The following is a 19,361-nucleotide window of genomic DNA, read 5'->3' as shown; positions in this document are numbered from 1 at the left end:
TTCAGCCGCGATAGACGATGCGGCCTTCGCAGATAGTTGTCTTCACGCGGCCCAGCATCTCCGCGCCATCGAAGGGAGTATTGCGCGACTTTGACCGCGTCGTCTTCGCATCGTATGTCCATGCGGCGCCGGGGTCGAAGATGACGATGTCGGCGATGTGCCCGGCTGTGAGCGCGCCTCTGCCTGCGAGCGAGACGATCCGCGCGGGGCTGGCGCTCATCAGCGAGACGATGCGAGAGAGCGAGAGTCCCTGTCCGCGATGCAGCACGCGCAAGGCAAGGCCGAGAGCAGTCTCGAGCCCGGTGATGCCGTTCGGCGCGCGCTCGAACTCCTGCTCTTTCTCGTGCGCGGCGTGCGGCGCATGGTCGGTCGCGATGCAATCCGCAGTGCCGTCAACGAGCGCGGCGACCATGGCAGCACGGTCGGCCTCCACGCGCAGAGGCGGGTTCATCTTGGCGTGGGTGTCGTAGTCGTCGATGGCCTCGTCGGTAAGGGTGAAGTGGTGCGGGGCGACTTCGCAGGTTACATGCAGGCCTTCATGTTTCGCGGCGCGAATCGCCTCCATAGCGCGTGCGGTTGAGACGTGCTGGACGTGCAGGTGCGGCCGCAGCCTTTCGTTGCTCTCGATGTCGCGAAGAAGCCTGATGTCGCGCTCGACGATGCTGCTCTCCGCCTCGACGGTCATTCCCCGGAGTCCCAGGCGAAATGCGACGGCGCCGGCGTTCATGCTGCATCCACCTGTCAGGCGGGTGTCTTCGGCGTGTTGCGAGACCGGCACTTCAGCGCGTGCGGCAGCGACCAGCGCCGCTCGCATGACGTGGTCTTCAAGTACGGGCTTGCCGTCGTCGGTGAAGCCGACAGCGCCGGCCTTGCGCAGGGCGTCGAAGTCGGTCAGCTCGACGCCCATGCTGCCGATCGTTGCGGCGGGCATGGCGAACAGCTTGACCGCGGGATTGCGCGCGGCCTCAAGCATCCACTCCAGCTTTGCGACCGAGTCGTTGACCGGAACAGTGTTGGGCATGGCGACGACGCTCGTAAAGCCGCCTGCCGCGGCCGCTGCCGTGCCTGTGGCGATTGTTTCCTTGTAGGTCTGTCCCGGCTCGCGGAGGTGAACGTGTACATCGATCAGTCCGGGAGCGACGATCATGCCGGCGGCATCGATGGTCTCGGCCGCTTCAACGCCACGAAGCGTTCCAGGGGTCTCAACAACGGCTACGCGGCCATCGCGCAAGAGAAGATCGCGTGGGGCGTCGATGCTGTTGGCCGGGTCGACCAGCCGTCCATTCAAAATAAGTATGTCACTCATACGGTTACACTCTTGTCGAGCGCGCGCACCAGCAGCGCGGAGCGCACCGCCAGCCCGTGCGCGACCTGCTCTTCAATGGCCGACTTTGGACCGTCAGCGACGTCGCCTGTAATCTCAAGCCCGCGAATCATGGGCCCCGGGTGCATCACCAGGGCTTGAGAGGCCGAGGCAGCCTGCCGCTCGGTATTCAGTTGATAGCGTTCAATGTAGTCGGCAAGGTCTAGCTCCAGCCCGGCGAGCCGCTCCTTCTGGATGCGCAGCATCATGGCGACCTGCGACTGCTTCAGTGCGCGGTCGAAGTCGCGCTCGATCTCAACTCCAGGGCCGAGCCCCAGCGCTTCTTTGGGAAGGAGCTTTTCAGGGCCGCAGAGGATCACGCGCGCCCCGAGTCTCGGCAGCAGCAGGGCATTGGAGCGGGCAACGCGGCTGTGCAGGATGTCGCCGGTGATGACGACGGTCACACCTTGAAGCGACGTTGCAGATGCTGCCGTTGCACCGGACTCGCCGTGCAGGCGGGTGAGGATCGTCCTCAGGTCGAGCAGCGCCTGCGAGGGATGCTCGTGCATGCCATCGCCCGCATTGAGCACGGGAATGCCTGTCTCTCGCGCCAGGACAGAGGGCGCGCCGGAGGCAGGGTGCCGCAGGATGATGCACTCCGCGCCAAGCGCACGCAGCGTCAGGCCGGTATCTTTCAGGCTCTCACCCTTTTCGATGGAAGACGACTTGTCGCTGACCAGAGTGGTCGTTGCTCCGAGAGACTTTGCCGCCAACTCGAACGAGGTGCGTGTTCGCGTGCTCGACTCGTAGAAGAGCAGCGCAATGCGGCGGCCCGCAAGGATGGCTGAGCGTTCTGCCGGGGACATCGTTTGCAGGCGGGCAGTCAGTCCCAGCACAGCGGAGACATCTTCGACGGATAAATCGCGAATGCCAATCAGGGAGCCGGCGGCGTATCGTGCACTCTGGGTTCGTGCGTTTTGAGTCATTGAGCTTCAGTCCACCCGCTCGACCAGCAGCACCTGTTCCTGGCCGTCCACCTCGTTCAGCTTGACCTCGATGATCTCGCGGCTTGAGGTCGGGATCGCGCGCCCGACGAAGGTCGCTTCAATGGGAAGCTCACGATGGCCACGGTCGATCAGCACAAGCAGTTGCACGCTCCTGGGGCGGCCATGATCGAAGAGGGCGTCGAGCGCGGCACGGATTGTCCTGCCGGTGTAGAGCACATCGTCCATCAGGATGATGTCGCGTCCGGTGACGTCGAAGCCGATAGCGCCGGGCGTCACTGTGGGGCGTGGACCGGCGGTGGAGAGATCGTCGCGGTAGAAGCTGATGTCCAGCACGCCAGTCTCGACCGGGTGCTTTTCGATGTTGGCGATCATCTCGCCGATTCTTCGGGCCAGTGGGACGCCGCGCCGCTTGATGCCAACGAGGCCGAGGTTTTCACCACCGTTGTTTTTTTCGACGACCTCGTGCGCCAGGCGCACCAGGGTCCTCTCAATCTCCGAGGCCGACATCAGCCGGCCCTTTTCGCGAATCTGAGGCTTGTTTGCGGTTTCCTGGCTCATAAACGGTTCGCTTGATGATATCAGCCGCCACAGTATTTAAGTCCTGCTGGGCGATCGTTCCGTTCGATCTTCGTTCGTCTCAGGGACGTCTGGTCCTGACCATCCCGCTCAGCGCGCCGCCGATGGTTGAGGTCAGCATGATGAAACCGGCCATCATGGCAAAGCCGCCGAGCATGATTCCGGCGCGGAACTCCGGCAACTTGATATAGCGCATCACCTCCGCGGGCTGCGGGTTGGCGGCGAGGGCCTTTTCGATCTGTGCATGCAGGTCGGCGTCGAAGCCGGCCATGGAGTGCAGGACAAAACGCGCTATCAGACCCACGGCGGCCATGGAGACGGCAATGGAAGCAACGAGGCCCAGTCCGGCGACGGCGCCGATTCGAGCACCGATACCGGCGTCCATCCACGCTTGTGGCCTGCGCCTTTGGTAGATCCCCAGGGCGATTGCGGCGCCGCACAGTATCCAGAGCCAGTTGATGGCGATCAGGGCAGGCACGCGGGCGGAGACGACGCTCAGGAGTGCGGCCACCAGGGCGACCGCTCCAACGCACAGAATCGCGGTCTTCCATTCCACCTTACGTGGCCGGGGAGGAGGCAGGACTCCGGTCGATCCTTCAGCCTCGTCCGTCTCAGAGACGGAGTGGTCAGGCAGATAGAGCTGAGGCGCTCCGCAGTGCGGGCAGAAGGACGAGGCACCGTCGCCGGTGGCAAGCGCACCTCCGCATCGGTGGCAATACTCGTGCATAGCTAAAAGCTATCCCAGTGGAAACCCGCGGGCAAGCGCGCGGACTTATTGCCGCGCGTCAGGATCGCTGTTTCCGCCTGAAAGGCCGATGGGAAGATCGAGCGCAACCAGGCCAAACTTCGTCCCGGAGTTCTCCGGTTCGATGGCGACGATGTGCTGATGCTGCTTCGATCCAGCCTTCAGTTCGATCTTGCCTGAGGTCGATGATCCTGTATCGACATCGATGTGCTTCTTGTCGTTCTCGGAACAGGTGAGACCCTCTTCCGTTCGAGTGGGCGTTCCAACCGGCTGGTCGTGGTTGCACTGAATGACCGAGCCATATTGCTTCAGGGCGTCGCGATAAAACGAGTTTACCTGCTCCGGCGTGTCGGGGGTCCTGTAGCTTGCCGCTTTGACGCGCAACTGGAACTTGCCGAAGCTCAGGTTGACGTCTGCGGAGCCGTTGTCCTTGTCCTTCTTTTTGACCAACTCGGCGCCGGGGTAGACGGGCAGGCCAATACCCTCGACTCCCGCGGCATCATTGGTCTTTACCTTGACGCCGCCGAATGGCGTGGCAACGCTTACATCCTTGTTGTCGCCGTTCTTGTGCTTTTCCACGCGACAGCCGCTGATCGCGGCGGTGGCCAGGACGACGGTTGCCAGTAGCTTTTGCTTCGTGCCCATGTCACTCAACCTTTCCATCCGGAAGACACTACGCTTCATCCGGTCCGGGAGTTCCTTCTGCGTTACTATCGTTTGTGGCGTGCCTGCCATTTCATCACAAACGCGGCCTCAGGGGGAGGAAAAGCTCACCTTCTCCCGATGGGCGAAGGAACCACCGGTCAAAGTATTTTCAATCAGATACTGCATCGCTTGAATTGACGGGTTGCTCTATACTGACGGCAGGGTCCAGTCAGCCCCCTGGAGCTTTTGGCATGGCGCAGCACCAGCCAATTCGCAAAAACACCCAACCACCCGGCGCGTCGGAAATTCCGGACAAGCTCTACTTCCGCATCGGCGAAGTCTCACGCCTGTGCGATGTGCCGGCCTACGTCCTGCGCTTTTGGGAGAGTGAGTTTCCGCAATTGAAGCCGCACAAGGGTGGCACGGGCCAGCGGCTCTACCGGCGCCGCGATGTTGAGGCGGTGCTGCATATCAAATCGCTGCTCTACGACGAGGGATACACCATTCCTGGCGCGCGCCAGGTGATCAAGATTGAGCACCGCTCGAAGGCCCCCTCGCAGCTCCCGCTTGGCATGGAGGCCCACTCGCCTTCGGCGCATGTGCCTCAGCTCAAACGTCTGCAGAAAGATCTCCGCGACCTGCTTGCACATCTTTCCAATCCGCCCGCGCGCACGTTGCAGAGCATTCGCTCGCCGCGTACGACCTCTGCGCGCGCGAACGCTGCCAATCGCAGACCGGCGACGGACAAGCTCTTCGATATGCCGCCGGGACCTGCCGCGCCGCGCGGCTAAACAATGCCTCCTCCTCCAAAGAACCGCAGCCGCCGCGAACCGGGAGGGCAGGGTGCGCTGCTCCCGCCTCGCATCGCCGTTCCTATCCGTTGCCAGTTCTGCCAGGGAGAGGAGCTTCGCCGGTCGCGTCTTCGCCAGTACGATCTGCGCCAGATACTGTTCATGCGCTATCCGGTCCGGTGTCTGCGCTGCGCGCGGCGTCAGCTTGTCAGCTTCACGGTGGCGGCGCTTTCGTTTTCTTCAAGCACCAGCCACGGACGCCGCAGGCGCAGCAGCTCCTCGGAAAAGAATTGGACCGAGCCTGCTGAACGGATGGTCCTCGACCCGGACGACAAGAAATCGGTGCCGGAGAAGTGATGGCAGACGAATACGCCGTGCTATCCCGCCGGTATCGGCCCCGCCGATAGAATGGCGTTATCGACGTGAGCGCAGGCGAAGAGTCCATCCCGAAGCAGAATTCCCGCAACCCGCTTGCCTTCCTGCGCCCTTCGGCATCGCACAGCGCGTTTTCCGCAACCGTTCTGCTGATGCTTTCGACGTTGTTTTCCGGCGTTCTTGGCCTGGTGCGCACCAAGTACATCAACTACATCTTCGGAGCCGGCCCGGAGACGGACGCCTATAACGCCGCCTTTCAGCTCCCCGACATGGTGGCCTATTTTCTTGTAGGCGGCGTCGCTTCGATCTCGCTCGTCACCATCCTCAACCGCTATCGCGCGCAGGGCGATGAGGAGGGCGGCGACCGGGCGCTCTCCATTGTGCTGAACGCCATGATCGTTGTGCTGAGCGCGGGCATTGTTTTGGCCGAGATATTCGCGCCGCTTTATACGCGCGTAGCCTTTCGCGGTTTCGCTCCCCGCGAGGCTGCCCTTTGTACCTCGCTGACGCGCATCCTGCTGCCTGCACAGCTTTTCTTTTTTATCGGCGGAGTGATCGGTTCGCGTCTTCTTGTCAGAAAGATCTTCATCTACCAGGCCATCACGCCGCTCATCTATAACCTCGGCATCATCCTCGGAGCTGTTTTTTTGCACCAACGGCTCGGGATTTACTCGCTTGCCATCGGTGTTCTCGCGGGAGTGATTCTGGGCCCCGCGCTCCTGACTGCTTTTGGAGCAATGCGCGATGGTCTGCGCTATTACCCCATCCTCAACATCCGCCACCCGGCCTTTCTGGAGTGGCTGCGGCTTACGTTTCCCCTGATGATTGGTGTCTCGCTCGTGACGGCCGATAAATGGATACTCAGCTACTTTGCTTCCAACGATGCGGGTGGAATCACGCGCCTTATGGTGGCCAAGACACTTTTTATCGCGCCCATGGGAATCCTCGGCCAGGCGGCGGGCGCGGCATCGCTTCCGTTCTTCTCTTCGCTCTTTAGCCAGAACCGGCATGTGGAGTTTGCTGACGCGGTCAACCGGGCGGTCTCACGAGTGATTGCCGCTTCGCTCCTGCTGGGGGCGTGGATGATTGGCCTGGCCGCTCCGATCGTCGACCTCTTTCGCGGAGGCTCGTTTACGCCGCAGGACGCTCACGACACCGCGATCTACTTCACCGTCTTCGCGCTGTCGATCGCCTTCTGGGCCGCGCAGGGAATCTATGCGCGCGGGTTCTATGCCGCCGAAAATACGGTAACTCCCGCGACGGCAGGATGGATCATCACCCTTCTCTCAATCCCCGTTTACAGCATTCTGTTCCGCAACAGCGGTCTCATAGGACTAACCATCGCCTCCGATATCGGCATCGTCATCCAGACCCTGACCCTCGCCACACTATTGCATCGAAGAAAGCTCGTTCGACTCTCTGGCCTTGAGGGCGGAGAACTCAGCCGTGCACTTGTGGCGGCGTGTATTGCTTTAGCGGGAGCATGGGGCGTGACACAGGCCATCCACCTGTCTCATAGTCATTCTGCCGATCTTGTTCAGATTGCCGCAGGCACGCTGGTCTGGGCTTCGCTTGCCGCGCTGGTGCTGCGTCTTACCGGGTCTCATCTGCTGCAGCAACTTCGCGCGCGCCTTTAGTGCATAAGATCACTTCGTCATCAGCGCCGAAGACTCCTTCGGTTTCCATCCCAGCAGCGGAAGTTCGATGAAGCGCCATGAGAGAGCAGCATAGGCCAAAGTCACTACGACAGCCGCACCTGCGATGCTCCACGTGTTGTGGAACGCCTTCCCCGCCAGGTAGAGCGCCGTCACGTGGATCAGATACACCGTGTAGCTGATGCGACCGAGATATGTCACCGGCTTCAACGTCAGCACGCCAACCCAGTGCCCACTCAGTGCCCATAGCATGATTCCTGTGCACCCAATCAGGCTCGCTTCATAGATCGCTGTGTTGGCGAGGGGCGTATTGTCGTTGGTCGTCACGTGGTATCGACTCGACAGGAACAACAGGACTCCCACGGCAACAGGCACGAGCGCGAGACCATACTGGCCGTATCGCTCGATCGTCCGGCGATGATGGATCCAGGCCAGCGCCAGCAGCGCGCCAACCAGCAGCAGGTCCATGCGAAACGGAGTCAGGCTGTAGATAGGCCAGTGTGTCGTGAATAGCGGCGTGCATACCCAGCGCATGATGGGGACAAGCACAACAAGCGCGGCAGCGGACCGGGCGAGGGCAGCTTCGCTCAACAGGTACACCGCAAAGGGCCACACCAGGTAGAACTGCTCTTCCACCGCCAGCGACCAGAGCACCTCCAACGTCTGCGGACGCGGCAGAGATAACGCGCGGATGACGTTCATCAGCATCACGTACAGATAGGCGTACTTCATCCACGCAGTGCCCAGAAGAATCGTCGTGACCACGAGAAGTAGAAGATAGGGAGGCAGGATGCGGCGCACACGCCGTTTGTAGAACTCGGCGAAGTACTGGCCGATGGGCTGTGTCTTATGTTGCAGGAGAATTCCTGTGATCAGGAAGCCCGACAGGATGAAGAAGAGATCGACCCCCATCCAAAGCAGCCTGATTTTAAAGGCATGATGAAGAAAGACGGCTGTGATGGCGAGCGCGCGCACACCGTCCAACTGCAGGATTCGCCCTTGTCGCCCGGTGTTCAATTCCGCATTCGCGCTCCGAGCTTACCGTAACACGGCGCATCGGCCGGGAGCGTTTACTTTGCGTCCTCGTACTCTTCGTGCCACGCCGTCTGGATGGCCTCCAGAATCCCCTCGTTCGACTTTGCCGGATCGCCCACAAAGCCGGGAAGTTCCGTCACGTAGCGATGCAGGTCGGTGAATCGCACCGTGTAGGGGTCGACCTCAGGGAACTTCTCCTGCAATTGAATGCCGATCTCTTCAGAGTCCGTCCAGTTAATCTCGCGTGGCATCGTCATCTCCTCCTCACAAGGAATCAAAAAATGAAATAGCAACCGCCTGTCCTCAGGCTCCCGGCCCATGGGAAGGCTTGCCTTCCTGCACGTAGTTGCGGTTCCACTTCGGAATTTCGACGACATACGTTCCGGGCTTTTCGATGATGGCCTGGCATCCCAGCCGCGAGTTCAGCTGCACGTCGGCGGCGGTCTCCATGCGGTCCAGCTCCTTGTCTTCGGGCTCGCTGATGCCGCTGGCACCTTCCTTGATGTGCAGGTGACACGTTGTGCAGGCGCAAACGCCACCGCAGGCATGGTCGAGAAAGATCTCGTAGTTTTCCGCCACGTCGAGAAACGACATCGGCTCGCCATGTCCCTCGTAGGGCAGGGAATCGAATTTAAATTCCACCGTTCGCCCCTCCGGCAGAAAGGTCACGCGAACCATGTCCTCGCCCGCGGGCTTTGACAGATCGACAACTTCGTTCTTATTCACTTCGCTCATAGCCCTTTTCTTTCCATCAATCTTCAGTTGATTCGCCGGGAGTCTCTTCGTCCTTCACCGACTCCTCGATCTTTTCAGCCGCAGCCTTTGCCGCGGGGGAGCTGTCGATGTCCGCCTTCGCAAACGGGTGCGGCGCTGAAGGCCCTTCTCCTATGCTCTCACCTGCGGCCTGCATCGTCTTCCCGCCCAGAGCTCCGGTTACTGCAGAGTCCATCATGAGCTCGGCAAACCGGCGGGTGGACCTGTCGAGCCGCTCGATCGCTGCGCGGATGAGTTTGTAGTCGTCGCCGTTGACAGAGGCCTTCAGCCCGCCTTCCGCCTCGTCGATCTGCGCAATCTCATCGGACGAGAGCCGCTGCCATGCCTCGTGCTTTCTGCCCTTTTCGACTGCAGCGAGAATTGTCTCCGCCTCATTCTTGGCTTCGATCACCTGCCGCGCCTGGATGTCTTCCTCGGCGTTGTCGAACGACGACAGGATCATCTCCTCCACCTGCTCGTCGGTAAGGCCGTAGGTGGGCTTCACCTCTACCTCGGCCTCCTTACCGCTGCGCTGTTCGCGCGCGCTGACGTGCAGGATGCCGTTGGCGTCGATCAGAAACTTCACCTCGATACGCGGCAGCCCCGCCACCATCGGCGGAATCCCCTTCAGGTCGAAGCGCGCGAGTGACCGGCAGTCCTTCGCCAGCTCGCGCTCGCCCTGCACTACGTGGATCGCCACATTCGTCTGCCCGTCCACGCCCGTGGTGAAGTGCTCCGTCGCGCTCGCCGGTATGGTTGAGTTGCGCTGAATGATCTTCGCCACCACGCCGCCCAGCGCCTCGATTCCCAGCGACAGCGGGGTGACATCGAGCAGCAACAGGTCTTCCGTTACCTTTGAACCGCCTGCGAGGATCTGCGCCTGCACCGCCGCGCCCAATGCCACGACCTCATCCGGATTCAGCTCCGTGTGCGGCTTCTTCCCGCGCGCGCTCAGCCCGAAGACGTCGTCCACCAGTTTCCGCACCGCCGGTATGCGAGTCGACCCGCCGACCAGCACCACCTCATCGATCGCCGCAGTTTCAATCCCCGCATCCTTCAAAGCCTGCTTGCAGGGCGCTGCCGTACGAGCGATTACGCTCGCGATCAGCCCTTCGAACTGCTCCCGCGAGATCTCGCGCGTGTAGCGTTTGCCGCTAGGAAGCGTCACATCCAACCGCGCATCTTCGTTCGCCGAGAGCCAGATCTTCGCTTCGATCACCGCCTTGCGGATCGCCTGCACCGCCTCGCCGTTGCCGCTGACGTCTTCTCCCAGGTCTCCGGCGATGTCGTCGATAGCAATTGCAATCAGCAGGTTGTCGATGTCGTCGCCGCCCAGGTGCGTATCGCCGCCCGTGGCGATGACCTCGAAGATGCCCTCATGCAGCTTCAGGATCGAGATGTCGAAGGTGCCGCCGCCGAAGTCGTAGACCGCGATCAGGCCGTCTTTGTTCTTCTGCAACCCATAGGCGAGCGCCGCGGCCGTGGGCTCGTTCACCAGACGCAGCACCTCGAGGCCGGCTATTCTTCCCGCGTCCTTCGTGGCCTGCCGCTGCGCATCGTTGAAGTAAGCCGGCACGGTAATCACGGCCTTCGTCACGGGGCCGCCGAAGAACCGCTCTGCGTTCTTCTTCAACTGCATCAGCACATGCGCGGATATCTCCGGCGGCGTCAGCATCAGCCCGCCCACGCTTAGGCGCAGCACCTCGCCCGGCTTCAGATCGTCGGCCAGCTTGAAGGGAAACAGCTTCAGCTCGTCCTTCACGTCCTCGGCGTCGCGTCCCATCAGCCGCTTTGCCGAATACACCGCGCTGGCGGCGTCCTCGAGCAGCGTCGCGCGCGCGGCATTGCCCACCGCCGCGCCGTCATCGGTCCATGCCACCACCGAGGGCACGAGGCGGTCTCCGTCTTCACCGGGAATCACCGTCGGCGTCTCGCCCTGCATATACGCCACCAGGGAGTTCGTCGTCCCCAGGTCGATTCCAACCACACGCTCTTCAGCCATCAAAAATATCCTTGCTTCGGGTCTATTTGTCCCGGTTTCGCGGTCTATCTGAGACCTTTATCGCAATCCTTCTATTGTCCTACAATCGCGGCGTCGCCGGTGCATATGTTAGTTAGATGCCTGCCGTTAGAGGCTGGTGCCATGCCTTACTTGAGCGATCACCGCACGTGCAGAGATAGCGGCGTCCTCAGTGCGCCGTCGACTTGGAGAACAGGTTCATGACCAGGACTCCGGCGATGATGAGGGTCATGCCCAGAAGCGCTGCACGATCCAGTACCTGCCTATAAAGCACGACTCCCACGAGCGCAATCAACACAGTACCGAGCCCGGACCAGATGGCGTAGGCGACGCCGATCGGGATTGTCCTGAGCGTCTGCGAGAGGCAGTAGAAGGCCGCTCCGTAGCCAGCGATGACAGCGATGGAGGGGAACAGGCGCGTGAATCCCTCGGAGGCCTTCAGGGAAGAGGTGGCGAAGACCTCGCTACAGATGGCGGCAGCAAGCCAGAGATAGTTCATACTTCATTTTCCCCCGGTTCCAGCGCGTGGCATCTTATTTTGCCAGCATCGTTACTCGCTGCGTAGGATGATGGACTGTATGAGTACACAGACCCCCTCCACCCTGATTCCGTGTCTCCGTTACCGCAATGCACTTGCGGCTATCGACTGGCTCGTTCGCGCCTTTGGGCTGGAGAAACACGCCGTCTACATGGGTGAAGGCAACGCGGTGGCTCATGCGCAGCTTACCTATGGCGGTGGCATGATCATGCTGGGTTCCGCCGATAACGGCGGCGAGTATGCAAAGCTGATGGCTATGCCGGATGAGACCGGGCGGCGCAGCACGCAGAGCATCTGCCTTGTAGTTCCCGATGCGGACGCTGTCTATGCGACGGCGAAGGCCGCGGGGGCGGAGATAGTCCTCGATATCCAGGACATGGACTACGGTGGCCGCGGCTTTACCTGCCGCGATCCTGAGGGCCATGTGTGGAGCGTGGGGTCGTATAACCCCTGGCAGTCTGTCACATAGCTAAAGCGTCTTGAATGGCAATGGAATAAACAGCGGCCAGACATGTTACCGTCGCATATGGAACTGAACCCGTATGCCGTCTATCTCGGTGGGCAGGATCCGATACCTGTCATCACCGTGACCTCCGAGTTGCTACACTCGCTGATCGACCCGCTGTCAGCGGCTCACATAGACCGCGCTCCGGCGCCTGGCAAGTGGAGTATTCGCGAGATCGTTGCGCACCTGGCCGACTGCGAGCAGGTGTTCTCGTTTCGGCTTCGCCAGACGCTGGCTGAAGATCATCCTGTGATTCAGCCGTTCGACCAGACGAAGTGGGGAGAACGGTACGCCTCCTACGACATCGCTTCAGGGCTCGCCCTGTTTACCGCTGCAAGAAACTGGAACCTGAAGCTGCTGACGACCGTTACCGAGGCTGATCGGCATCGTCCGACGACGCACCCTGAGCGGGGAACCATGACGCTGTGGACGATCGTGGAAACCATGGCTGGGCATGACATCAACCATTTGCAGCAGGTGGAACGGATAGCCGCGACTGTTTGACTCCCTGGACAAAGTTCATCCCACCCTTGCCATGCGGCAAGGATGGGGCACCCGAACATCTGTAATCAGGAAGCAAAAATGCAGGTCCTTCGACTTCGCGGCTGCGCCGCTTCGCTCAGGGTGACAAATTTGGTGGAGTCTACTCCAGGGCTTCGTTGACGTCGCGGACGAGGTTGCGCAGGTAGCTCCGCTTGTTGAGCAGGGCGACCATGGCCTCGCGCGCGCTGGTTTTACCGGCTTCATCGCCGGCGTCGAGCGCCATGTCCCAGCGCGACCACATGCCTTCCAACTCCGTCTGGGTAGCGACCATGCGGGCGTCGAAGGCGTCTTTTGCGGTCATCAGACTGCGACGCAGCTCGGGCTCGTCCTCGGAATCGCCCATCTGCTTGGCCATCTTCATCTCCTGAAGCTGCATGTTGAGATCGAAGACCTCTTCGAGCAGCTCGGGGGGGACGACCTGTTTTTTCTCGACGCCTGAGGTGCGGGCGGCGTCGGTTGCGGCCTTCGATTGCTCCTCCAGCTCAACGCCTTCGAGCTTGAGAAGATACTGGGTGCGAAGGATGGGGTCCTTGAGGGTGCGGTAGGCGTCGTTGAGGAGAGAAGACTGGCGGAGGGCTTCCTCCTGCTCGGCTTGCGGGCGGGAGGCGAAGCGGTCGGGGTGCAGGCGTCGGCTCTGCGCGTAGAACTGCTTTTCGAGCGCAGCCGTGTCGATGTGGAGCTTTGCCGGGAGCGAGAAGACCTCGAAGTAGTTCATTTGTTTTTATTGTAGAAGGGCGGCGGGGGTTGAGGCTGGTTGAGCGAGCTGTCTTCGCTGGAAGCCGTGGCGCGGCGGGAAAATGCAGGTCCCTCGGCTTCGCTCGGGATGACAACATTTTGTTACTACACAGTTCTTACGTATTAGAGAGGAAGCTCCAGACCCGTTCGGTCGCTTCAGTGACGATGTTGTCTTCGCTGCCCAGCCCGTTGAGCCAGTGCATCTCCGGCTCGCGGCGGAACCAGGTGAGCTGGCGTTTGGCGTAGTTGCGATGGCCCTGCTGTGCTGTGGTGACGGCTTCTTCGCGCGAGGCCACTCCTGCGAGGACCTGGGCGGCCTGGGCGTAGCCGAGGGAGCCGAGGGCGCGGCAGTCGCGTCCGTAGCGCTCGATCAGGGTCCCGGTCTCTTCGACGAGGCCGCGGTTGAACATTGTGGCGGCACGCTGGTTGATCCGCTCATAGAGCTGGGTTCGCGGGGGATTCAGCCCGAGGCGCAGGATGCGGTAGCCGGTGAGGCGGTCGCGGCCCTTCTGCCACTGCTCGGTCATGGGCGTGCGCGAAGTGTCTTCTGTGGCGAGCGAGACTTCGATGGCGCGGATGACCTTTGGCACATCGTTGGCGTGGATTGCCGCCGCGGCGGTGCGGTCGAGCCTGGCCAGGATGCGGTGAAGGTGTTGGGGGCCGCGCTTTGCGGCGCGTTGGCGGAGACGTTCGCGAAGCTCGGGACGCGAGGGAGGTGCGGGGAAGAGGCCGTCGATCAGGGCGCGGAGGTAGAGGCCGGTGCCCCCGGCGACGATGGGGAGGTGTCCGCGTTCGACGATGCCGGCGAGGGTCTCGCGGGCGAGCCGGCTGTAGTCGCCGGCAGTCACCTGCTGGTCGGGCCAGGCGACGTCGATCATGTGGTGGGGGATGAGTGTGCGCTCTTCGAGTGTGGGTTTCGCGGTGCCGATCTCCATGCCGCGATAGACGGCGACCGAGTCGCAGGAGACGATCTCGCCGTTGAACCGTTCGGCGAGATGGATGGCGAGGGAGGTCTTGCCGCTGGCCGTTGGTCCGACGAGGACGATGAGGGGATGAAGCGGCTCCATGCGTGAAGAGGTACCTCGGCGGCTAAAGAAAGGTTCGCGCGAATGAACCCACATCTCAGAATCGAGATGTGGGGCACCCGGGCTTGGCAAGACAGGATGCCACAGCCATCATCTCATCACCACAGGCGCCACCAGCCGGGGGTGAAGATGCGGTGGAGGTCAAAGCGCCAGACGCTGAAGGCGATGAAGGCGATGGCGAGCAGGAGGAGTCCGCGAAGCTGGCGGCGGCGCTCGATTTGGAAGGCTTGCTGGTGTTCAGGCACGGGCATTCGGGCACTCAGGGGGTGATTGGGAACCGCAGATCCTTCGACTTCGCTGCCTGCGGCCGCTTCGCTCAGGATGACAATTTATAAGAAGAAGGGGCCAGACAAACTGACCAACTGTTTACTCCGGCCTCTTGTTGACGAGGTAGTGGATGCGGAGCTCGAGGTTGGGGCCGTGGAACTCCTTGGGCAGGGGTGGAAACTGTCCGACTCCGGTGATGGAGCCCCAGGCGGCGCGGTCGAGGGCCTGATCCTGGGTGGAGCCGTCGAGGCGCATGGAGCCGATGCGGCCGTCGGGCAGGATGGAGAACCGGATCAGCGTCTCGCCCTGCTTATTGAGCGGGGGGCGGGCCTCTTCGGGGATAAGGGGCAGCCAGGTGACGTAGATGTCGTGGAGGATGCGGCGCAGGTAGGGGTTGAAGTCCACGCCCATGGTGTCGGAGAGGATGTCGACGCCGGTGTTCATGCCCTGGTGTTCAACGGGAAGTCCTGCGCCATAGTTACCGCTGCTGCCGCGGTTTTGTGCTGCCGCCTGGGCCGCCTGACGGATAGCATTGCCGGCTGACATGCTCTGATTGCCGAAGTTAGGTCGCGTGGGCGCGGGGCGTGGCGCCTCAACGATTGCCTGTTGTTGCGGGGGATGCTGCGGTAGCGGCTGTGGCGCGGGAGGCTGCTGCTGGGCTTGCTGCGGCTGTACGGGCTGAGGTGCGGGGGGCTGCGGCGTGGGGGTGGGCGCTGTCGCTCCGGGAGCGCCAGCCTTGCGCATGGCCTGCAACTGCTCGAGGGTCTTTTTGTCGAGAGTAGGCTTGGCGGTCTGCTGGACGCGGTCCTTGTCGCTGATAACGTTGGACGGCTTTTTGGGGAGCTGCTTGCCGATGTCCTTGGGCATGTCGAGGTAGGTGAGCTGCTTGTCGCGCTCGCGGAGGACGTCGGCGGGATTGATCAGCCGGGGCTGGTGGAAGATGACCTGCGGGCCGTAGAGGACGAACCAGCCGATAGCCAGCCAGATGATGACCGAGATGTAGATGGACTCGCGGAAGCGGGCGCGGGCGCGCTCGTCGTCGAGGGCGTCGAGCAGGTGGATGAGCTCATGCTCTTCGAGGTCTCCGTACCGGTTGGTGCGCACTCTCGCAGGCGGAGTGGGCGGCGCGGAGTTGGGAGGTATCTCGAGTGAGGGCATCGGATTATCTGGTCAGACGAATGGCTGAGGAGGAAGTTTCCTTCGTGAGATGAGGGGGTTAACCCGGTCGATGTCTCGAGGTTGCATCGCCTGCTTCTATTTTCTCATCTTTGGGCGGGCAAAGTGGAGAGGGAATGCGGGGAGCAGGCTGAAACCCGCCTTGTTGCGCACGGCGAAAAACTATGGGGATTCTTCGCCTTCGGCTCAGAATGCCGATTTGAAGCTGGCCTTCCGAACGGTAGACTGACTGGATGAAGAAGGAATTCCGGGACGGGACGAAGGCGGTGGTGATTACGGTCAGCGATGGCTGTTTTCATGGCAAGCGGGAGGACCTGTCGGGGCCCACGGTGGCCGGTCTGCTTGAAGAAGCAGGGGTTCCGCTTGCGGCAAAGGAAGTGGTACCGGATGAGGTGCCCGCGATTGTGGCCGCGCTTCGTAGGGGTGCTACCGCTGCGGAGCTTGTGGTGACGACCGGAGGAACGGGGCTGGCCGCGCGCGATGTGACTCCCGAGGCGACGAAGATGGTGTGCGAGCGTCTGGTGGAGGGCCTGGCCGAGGTGATGCGCGCGGCGGGGGCGCGGCAGACCCCGCTGGCGGCGTTGAGCCGCGCGGTGTGCGGGACGGTGGGGCGGACGCTGATTGTGAATCTGCCGGGAAGCCCGGCGGGGGCGGCGAGTTCTCTGTCGGCGATTCTTCCGCTGCTACCTCACGCGGTGGATCTGCTTGCAGGAGATACGGCGCATGAGAGCGGACTTCACGGGACGGTGACTGCGGCAAAGGTAAAATAGAAGCATTCCTGTGAAGATTGGTCCTGTAGCTTTATTCCACAAACTGACGACCGCCATGATGGTGGCGCTGAAGCCGTTTGGTGCCTGGGGTCTAGGGGCGCTGTCGCTGCTGGACTCGGCAGCGGTACCGGTCCCCATCGACGCCATGGTGATCGCGTATGTGGTCGAGGACCACTCTAAGTTTCTGCTGTACTGCTTCATGGCGGCGCTGGGGTCGGCGGTTGGAAGTTTGTTGCCCTTCTACCTCGGACGGGCGGGCGGCGAGCTGTTCCTGATGAAGCGGATCAACCGCAAGCGTTATGAGCAACTGCGCGACCGCTTCGAGCGGCAGGAGTTTCTGGCGTTGATGATCCCGGCGATGATGCCTCCGCCGATGCCGGTGAAGCTGTTCGAGATCGCGGCGGGTGTCTTCGAGATGAAGACGCTGTGGTTCTTCATGGCGATCTTTACGGGTAAGTTTGTCCGGTTTCTCGTTTCGTCTTTGATCACGATCTACTTTGGTCATCAGATCGTCGACACCATGTCGCTGGCGCTGAGGGCGCACACGGTCTATGTGCTGGGAGTGGCAGGACTGCTGGTGGGGCTGTTGCTCTTCTGGGTGGTGCGGAAGGTCTTCGACCGGCGGAGGGGCGTGCGGCTACCGATTGAGGATGAGTCGTAGGGGAACGCAAATTTGGCTCGGGCCTTCAGAGGGTGCTGAAAAAATGCTTCAATGATCGAAAGCTATCCCTCAGGGGCTAAAGCCCATTGATTCTGCGCTTGTTACGGCACGGCTGAAGCCGTGCCCTTAAGCAAAACGGAGCCTGCACCCTTCAGCCTCGTATTGCCCCATTGGTTAGAACCTGGGGCCTTCGGCCCACGATGGCTGCCCTCATCAAGAAAAATGCAGGTCCTTCGACTCCGCTTCGCTCCGCTCAGGATGACAAAGTTTGGTGAAGTGAAGCTCCGGTCGGATGACAAGTTTTGTGAAGTCAAGCTCGGTAGGATGACAGAGTTTGGTGAAGTGAAGCTCAGTAGGATGACAGAGTCGTAGGAATGGAACGCATAAGAGAAGGGCTGCGATTCGCTTGATCGCAGCCCTTCGTCTTTTGGAACAAAGAACAGCCTGATGGTCAGGCGGCGCGCTGGTCGTTTGCTTCCTGAATCGTGTTGGTGATGCTGCGGGCCAGAGCCGGTAGGCCGAAGAAGGCGCCGGCCGTGATCGCGGTCGACATGACATCGTTGGCGTAGAAGGGGATCGCTTCGACGTAGCAGGCTCCGAGGCCGGCGGCGGTGTGTGGATACATTGTGCTGCCGATCCAGACGGCGAAGTTGCTGAGCAGGAAGAACGAGGTTGCGCTGGCGAGCACCGCTCCGGCGACACGGAGCGCCGAGGGCTTGTTGGAGAGGACCTGGTGGCCGAAGAGGCAGATGGCGGCGTACCAGAGCCAGGTGACCAGGTAGGCGCTGGCGTGGAAGGGATAGTTGTAGACGTAGGTCGTCAGGTAGTAGTCGGTGGCCATGAGGGCGATGACTGCGGGAATCGTCTGCCAGCGGCTGCGCCGCGCGCCAAAGAAGAGCAGACTGCCTCCCACGGCGGTGAATCCGACGCTGGTGGTGTGGAAGGCCGACGGCAGGATGCGGCTGAGAATGGCGACGATCAGTGCAAAATAGGCTGACATGGTAGAGACCTCAGAAGAAAGCGCGTAAAGCGCATCTATGATTTTCCGGCTTCGCGGCTGTCCGGTCAACCTAGTGGTATCCGCTTAGTGCTGGATGCGTCCGTCCATCTCCATGTGGTCGACGCGGCGGTCGCTGTTGATGTAGGCGGTGCCCATGAGCGGCGTTCGGCCGGAGAGCAGGCCGCCGCCGGGGTAGATGAAGCGGAGGTCGCGGAAGGTGACGACAGTGAGGCCGTCGGCATCGGTGCCAGTTTCGTTGACCATAGGGTATTGCGACCAGTCGAGGTAGATGTGGCCGAGCCAACTACGTTTGGCTTCGAGCACGGCGAGGGTGCTGGGCGGTTTGTAGTAGATGTCGGCTTCGGGACGAGAGGCGACGTTGCCGTTGAGCGTGTTGACGGCGGACAGGCGGTAGAGCAGCGGGGTTTCGACGATGGTTTGCCAGCGGAAGGGGTTGATGGGGTAGGGATCGGCTGTGGCGCGGATTACGGCGTCGGGGTTGGGCTCGGCTGCGCGGGCAAGGTCGATCGCTTTGTTGCGTTCGATGAAGCGGAAGGTCCACAGGGCGACGATTCCGATGAGTGCGGCGATGGCCCAGCCGCGACCACGGAACGGAGATTTCTTTACGCCGACTTCACTTGAGACGAGGCCGAAGAGCCAGGGTGCGATGAGCGCGACGAGCAGAAGCAGGAACATGATCGGCTCGAAGATGAAGACGAAAGAGCCAGCGTACCAACGTGGATTGAAGGGAAAGAACGGGCGGACGCCGTAGTTGTTTGTCCAGTCGAGAAGGATGTGGCTGAAGAGAGCGACGATGGAGAAGAGGTAGATGAGAGGCCAGCGCACTGGAGCGCCGTGCAGTTTTTGGGAGGGGCTGCGCTTCGTCCGCCAGCGATGGATAAGCCAGATGACGGCGGTCACGATGGCGGCTTCGACCGGAATGCCGATGAGGGTGTGTGTCCAGCCGCGGTGGTGCTCGAAGGCGGCGATAGGGCCCTTGAAGCTCCAGAGGACGTCGAGGTCGGGAGCCTCGGCAGCGAGGGTCATGGCGAGTGTGGCGTAGGCGGCCTTGCGATTGAAGCCGGCGCGGGAGAGGACGGCGCCGGTCATGAAGTGCGTCACGGGTTCCATCTGGCTTCCAGCATATCGTGAGCGCAAACGTTGCTCGTCACTCAG

General features: G+C 61.6%; 23 protein-coding genes. 7 read left to right on the top strand and 16 right to left on the bottom strand.

From position 1 onward, the window contains the following. Position 1: 1 nt before the first annotated feature. The 5 genes from JSS95_14670 to JSS95_14650 form a co-directional block, all read right to left on the bottom strand. Positions 2 to 1,306 (bottom strand): dihydroorotase, encoded by a 1,305-nt coding sequence (locus tag JSS95_14670; protein ID MBS1801055.1) that lies wholly within the window; start codon positions 1,304 to 1,306, stop codon positions 2 to 4. After that, positions 1,303 to 2,289 carry an aspartate carbamoyltransferase catalytic subunit gene (locus tag JSS95_14665; GenBank protein ID MBS1801054.1) on the bottom strand — a complete coding sequence of 329 codons (987 nt, stop codon included), beginning with the start codon at positions 2,287 to 2,289 and terminating at the stop codon, positions 1,303 to 1,305. Before JSS95_14665 ends, JSS95_14670 begins: the two co-directional genes overlap by 4 nt. Positions 2,290 to 2,295: 6 nt before the next feature. Beyond that, positions 2,296 to 2,817 carry a bifunctional pyr operon transcriptional regulator/uracil phosphoribosyltransferase PyrR gene (pyrR, locus tag JSS95_14660; protein MBS1801053.1) on the bottom strand — a complete coding sequence of 174 codons (522 nt, stop codon included), beginning with the start codon at positions 2,815 to 2,817 and terminating at the stop codon, positions 2,296 to 2,298. 130 nt (positions 2,818 to 2,947) lie between these two features. Next, positions 2,948 to 3,613, bottom strand: a complete 666-nt coding sequence (locus tag JSS95_14655; GenBank protein MBS1801052.1) for a hypothetical protein — start codon at positions 3,611 to 3,613, stop codon at positions 2,948 to 2,950. 45 nt (positions 3,614 to 3,658) lie between these two features. Next, positions 3,659 to 4,276, bottom strand: a complete 618-nt coding sequence (locus tag JSS95_14650; protein MBS1801051.1) for a hypothetical protein — start codon at positions 4,274 to 4,276, stop codon at positions 3,659 to 3,661. Between the two features lie 251 nt (positions 4,277 to 4,527). Between JSS95_14650 and JSS95_14645 the strand changes: the two genes are divergently transcribed. The 3 genes from JSS95_14645 (at position 4,528) to JSS95_14635 (ending at position 7,079) form a co-directional block, all read left to right on the top strand. After that, a complete protein-coding gene (locus JSS95_14645; protein ID MBS1801050.1) occupies positions 4,528 to 5,067 on the top strand; it encodes a MerR family transcriptional regulator in 540 nt (179 codons plus the stop codon). 3 nt (positions 5,068 to 5,070) lie between these two features. Continuing rightward, a complete protein-coding gene (locus JSS95_14640) occupies positions 5,071 to 5,424 on the top strand; it encodes a hypothetical protein (GenBank protein MBS1801049.1) in 354 nt (117 codons plus the stop codon). Between the two features lie 170 nt (positions 5,425 to 5,594). Next, the gene (locus JSS95_14635; protein MBS1801048.1) at positions 5,595 to 7,079 is read left to right on the top strand and encodes a murein biosynthesis integral membrane protein MurJ; all 1,485 of its coding nucleotides are present in this window, start codon (positions 5,595 to 5,597) and stop codon (positions 7,077 to 7,079) included. Positions 7,080 to 7,088: 9 nt separating this feature from the next. Here the strand turns inward: JSS95_14635 and JSS95_14630 are convergent, their stop codons facing one another. The 5 genes from JSS95_14630 to JSS95_14610 form a co-directional block, all read right to left on the bottom strand. After that, on the bottom strand, positions 7,089 to 8,081 hold the full coding sequence (locus JSS95_14630; protein MBS1801047.1) for an acyltransferase: 993 nt from the start codon (positions 8,079 to 8,081) through the stop codon (positions 7,089 to 7,091). An 86-nt stretch (positions 8,082 to 8,167) separates the two neighbouring features. Further along, positions 8,168 to 8,383, bottom strand: a complete 216-nt coding sequence (iscX, locus tag JSS95_14625; protein ID MBS1801046.1) for a Fe-S cluster assembly protein IscX — start codon at positions 8,381 to 8,383, stop codon at positions 8,168 to 8,170. A gap of 52 nt (positions 8,384 to 8,435) precedes the next feature. Further along, complete coding sequence (locus JSS95_14620) at positions 8,436 to 8,867, bottom strand: 2Fe-2S iron-sulfur cluster binding domain-containing protein (protein MBS1801045.1); 432 nt, start codon at positions 8,865 to 8,867, stop codon at positions 8,436 to 8,438. Between the two features lie 16 nt (positions 8,868 to 8,883). Further along, on the bottom strand, positions 8,884 to 10,887 hold the full coding sequence (gene hscA / locus JSS95_14615; protein MBS1801044.1) for a Fe-S protein assembly chaperone HscA: 2,004 nt from the start codon (positions 10,885 to 10,887) through the stop codon (positions 8,884 to 8,886). A gap of 187 nt (positions 10,888 to 11,074) precedes the next feature. Next, complete coding sequence (locus tag JSS95_14610) at positions 11,075 to 11,404, bottom strand: multidrug efflux SMR transporter (GenBank protein MBS1801043.1); 330 nt, start codon at positions 11,402 to 11,404, stop codon at positions 11,075 to 11,077. 70 nt (positions 11,405 to 11,474) lie between these two features. Here JSS95_14610 and JSS95_14605 point away from each other — a divergent pair, with 70 nt between their 5' ends. Both JSS95_14605 and JSS95_14600 read left to right on the top strand, forming a co-directional pair. Further along, complete coding sequence (locus JSS95_14605) at positions 11,475 to 11,912, top strand: VOC family protein (protein MBS1801042.1); 438 nt, start codon at positions 11,475 to 11,477, stop codon at positions 11,910 to 11,912. A gap of 57 nt (positions 11,913 to 11,969) precedes the next feature. Next, on the top strand, positions 11,970 to 12,452 hold the full coding sequence (locus JSS95_14600) for a DinB family protein (GenBank protein MBS1801041.1): 483 nt from the start codon (positions 11,970 to 11,972) through the stop codon (positions 12,450 to 12,452). Between the two features lie 139 nt (positions 12,453 to 12,591). Here the strand turns inward: JSS95_14600 and hscB are convergent, their stop codons facing one another. From hscB to JSS95_14580, 4 genes are all read right to left on the bottom strand, one after another. Next, positions 12,592 to 13,206 (bottom strand): Fe-S protein assembly co-chaperone HscB, encoded by a 615-nt coding sequence (hscB, locus tag JSS95_14595; protein ID MBS1801040.1) that lies wholly within the window; start codon positions 13,204 to 13,206, stop codon positions 12,592 to 12,594. Positions 13,207 to 13,342: 136 nt separating this feature from the next. Next, positions 13,343 to 14,293 (bottom strand): tRNA (adenosine(37)-N6)-dimethylallyltransferase MiaA, encoded by a 951-nt coding sequence (gene miaA / locus JSS95_14590; protein MBS1801039.1) that lies wholly within the window; start codon positions 14,291 to 14,293, stop codon positions 13,343 to 13,345. Positions 14,294 to 14,409: 116 nt separating this feature from the next. Then, positions 14,410 to 14,562 carry a hypothetical protein gene (locus JSS95_14585; GenBank protein ID MBS1801038.1) on the bottom strand — a complete coding sequence of 51 codons (153 nt, stop codon included), beginning with the start codon at positions 14,560 to 14,562 and terminating at the stop codon, positions 14,410 to 14,412. Positions 14,563 to 14,677: 115 nt separating this feature from the next. Further along, complete coding sequence (locus JSS95_14580) at positions 14,678 to 15,736, bottom strand: energy transducer TonB (GenBank protein MBS1801037.1); 1,059 nt, start codon at positions 15,734 to 15,736, stop codon at positions 14,678 to 14,680. A gap of 251 nt (positions 15,737 to 15,987) precedes the next feature. Here JSS95_14580 and JSS95_14575 point away from each other — a divergent pair, with 251 nt between their 5' ends. After that, on the top strand, positions 15,988 to 16,524 hold the full coding sequence (locus tag JSS95_14575; GenBank protein MBS1801036.1) for a MogA/MoaB family molybdenum cofactor biosynthesis protein: 537 nt from the start codon (positions 15,988 to 15,990) through the stop codon (positions 16,522 to 16,524). A 10-nt stretch (positions 16,525 to 16,534) separates the two neighbouring features. Beyond that, the gene (locus JSS95_14570; protein MBS1801035.1) at positions 16,535 to 17,185 is read left to right on the top strand and encodes a VTT domain-containing protein; all 651 of its coding nucleotides are present in this window, start codon (positions 16,535 to 16,537) and stop codon (positions 17,183 to 17,185) included. A gap of 451 nt (positions 17,186 to 17,636) precedes the next feature. Here JSS95_14570 and JSS95_14565 read toward each other — a convergent pair whose 3' ends face one another. Together JSS95_14565 and JSS95_14560 are read right to left on the bottom strand one after the other, a co-directional pair. Then, positions 17,637 to 18,185, bottom strand: coding sequence for a hypothetical protein (locus JSS95_14565; GenBank protein ID MBS1801034.1), 549 nt, complete (start codon positions 18,183 to 18,185; stop codon positions 17,637 to 17,639). Positions 18,186 to 18,269: 84 nt separating this feature from the next. Further along, entirely contained in the window at positions 18,270 to 19,316 is a 1,047-nt protein-coding gene (locus JSS95_14560; protein MBS1801033.1) for a metal-dependent hydrolase, read from the bottom strand. Positions 19,317 to 19,361 lie beyond the last annotated feature (45 nt).

The sequence above is a fragment of the Acidobacteriota bacterium genome (genome assembly GCA_018268895.1).
GTDB lineage: Bacteria > Acidobacteriota > Terriglobia > Terriglobales > Acidobacteriaceae > Edaphobacter.
This window is presented reverse-complemented; position numbering and strand designations above follow the sequence as displayed.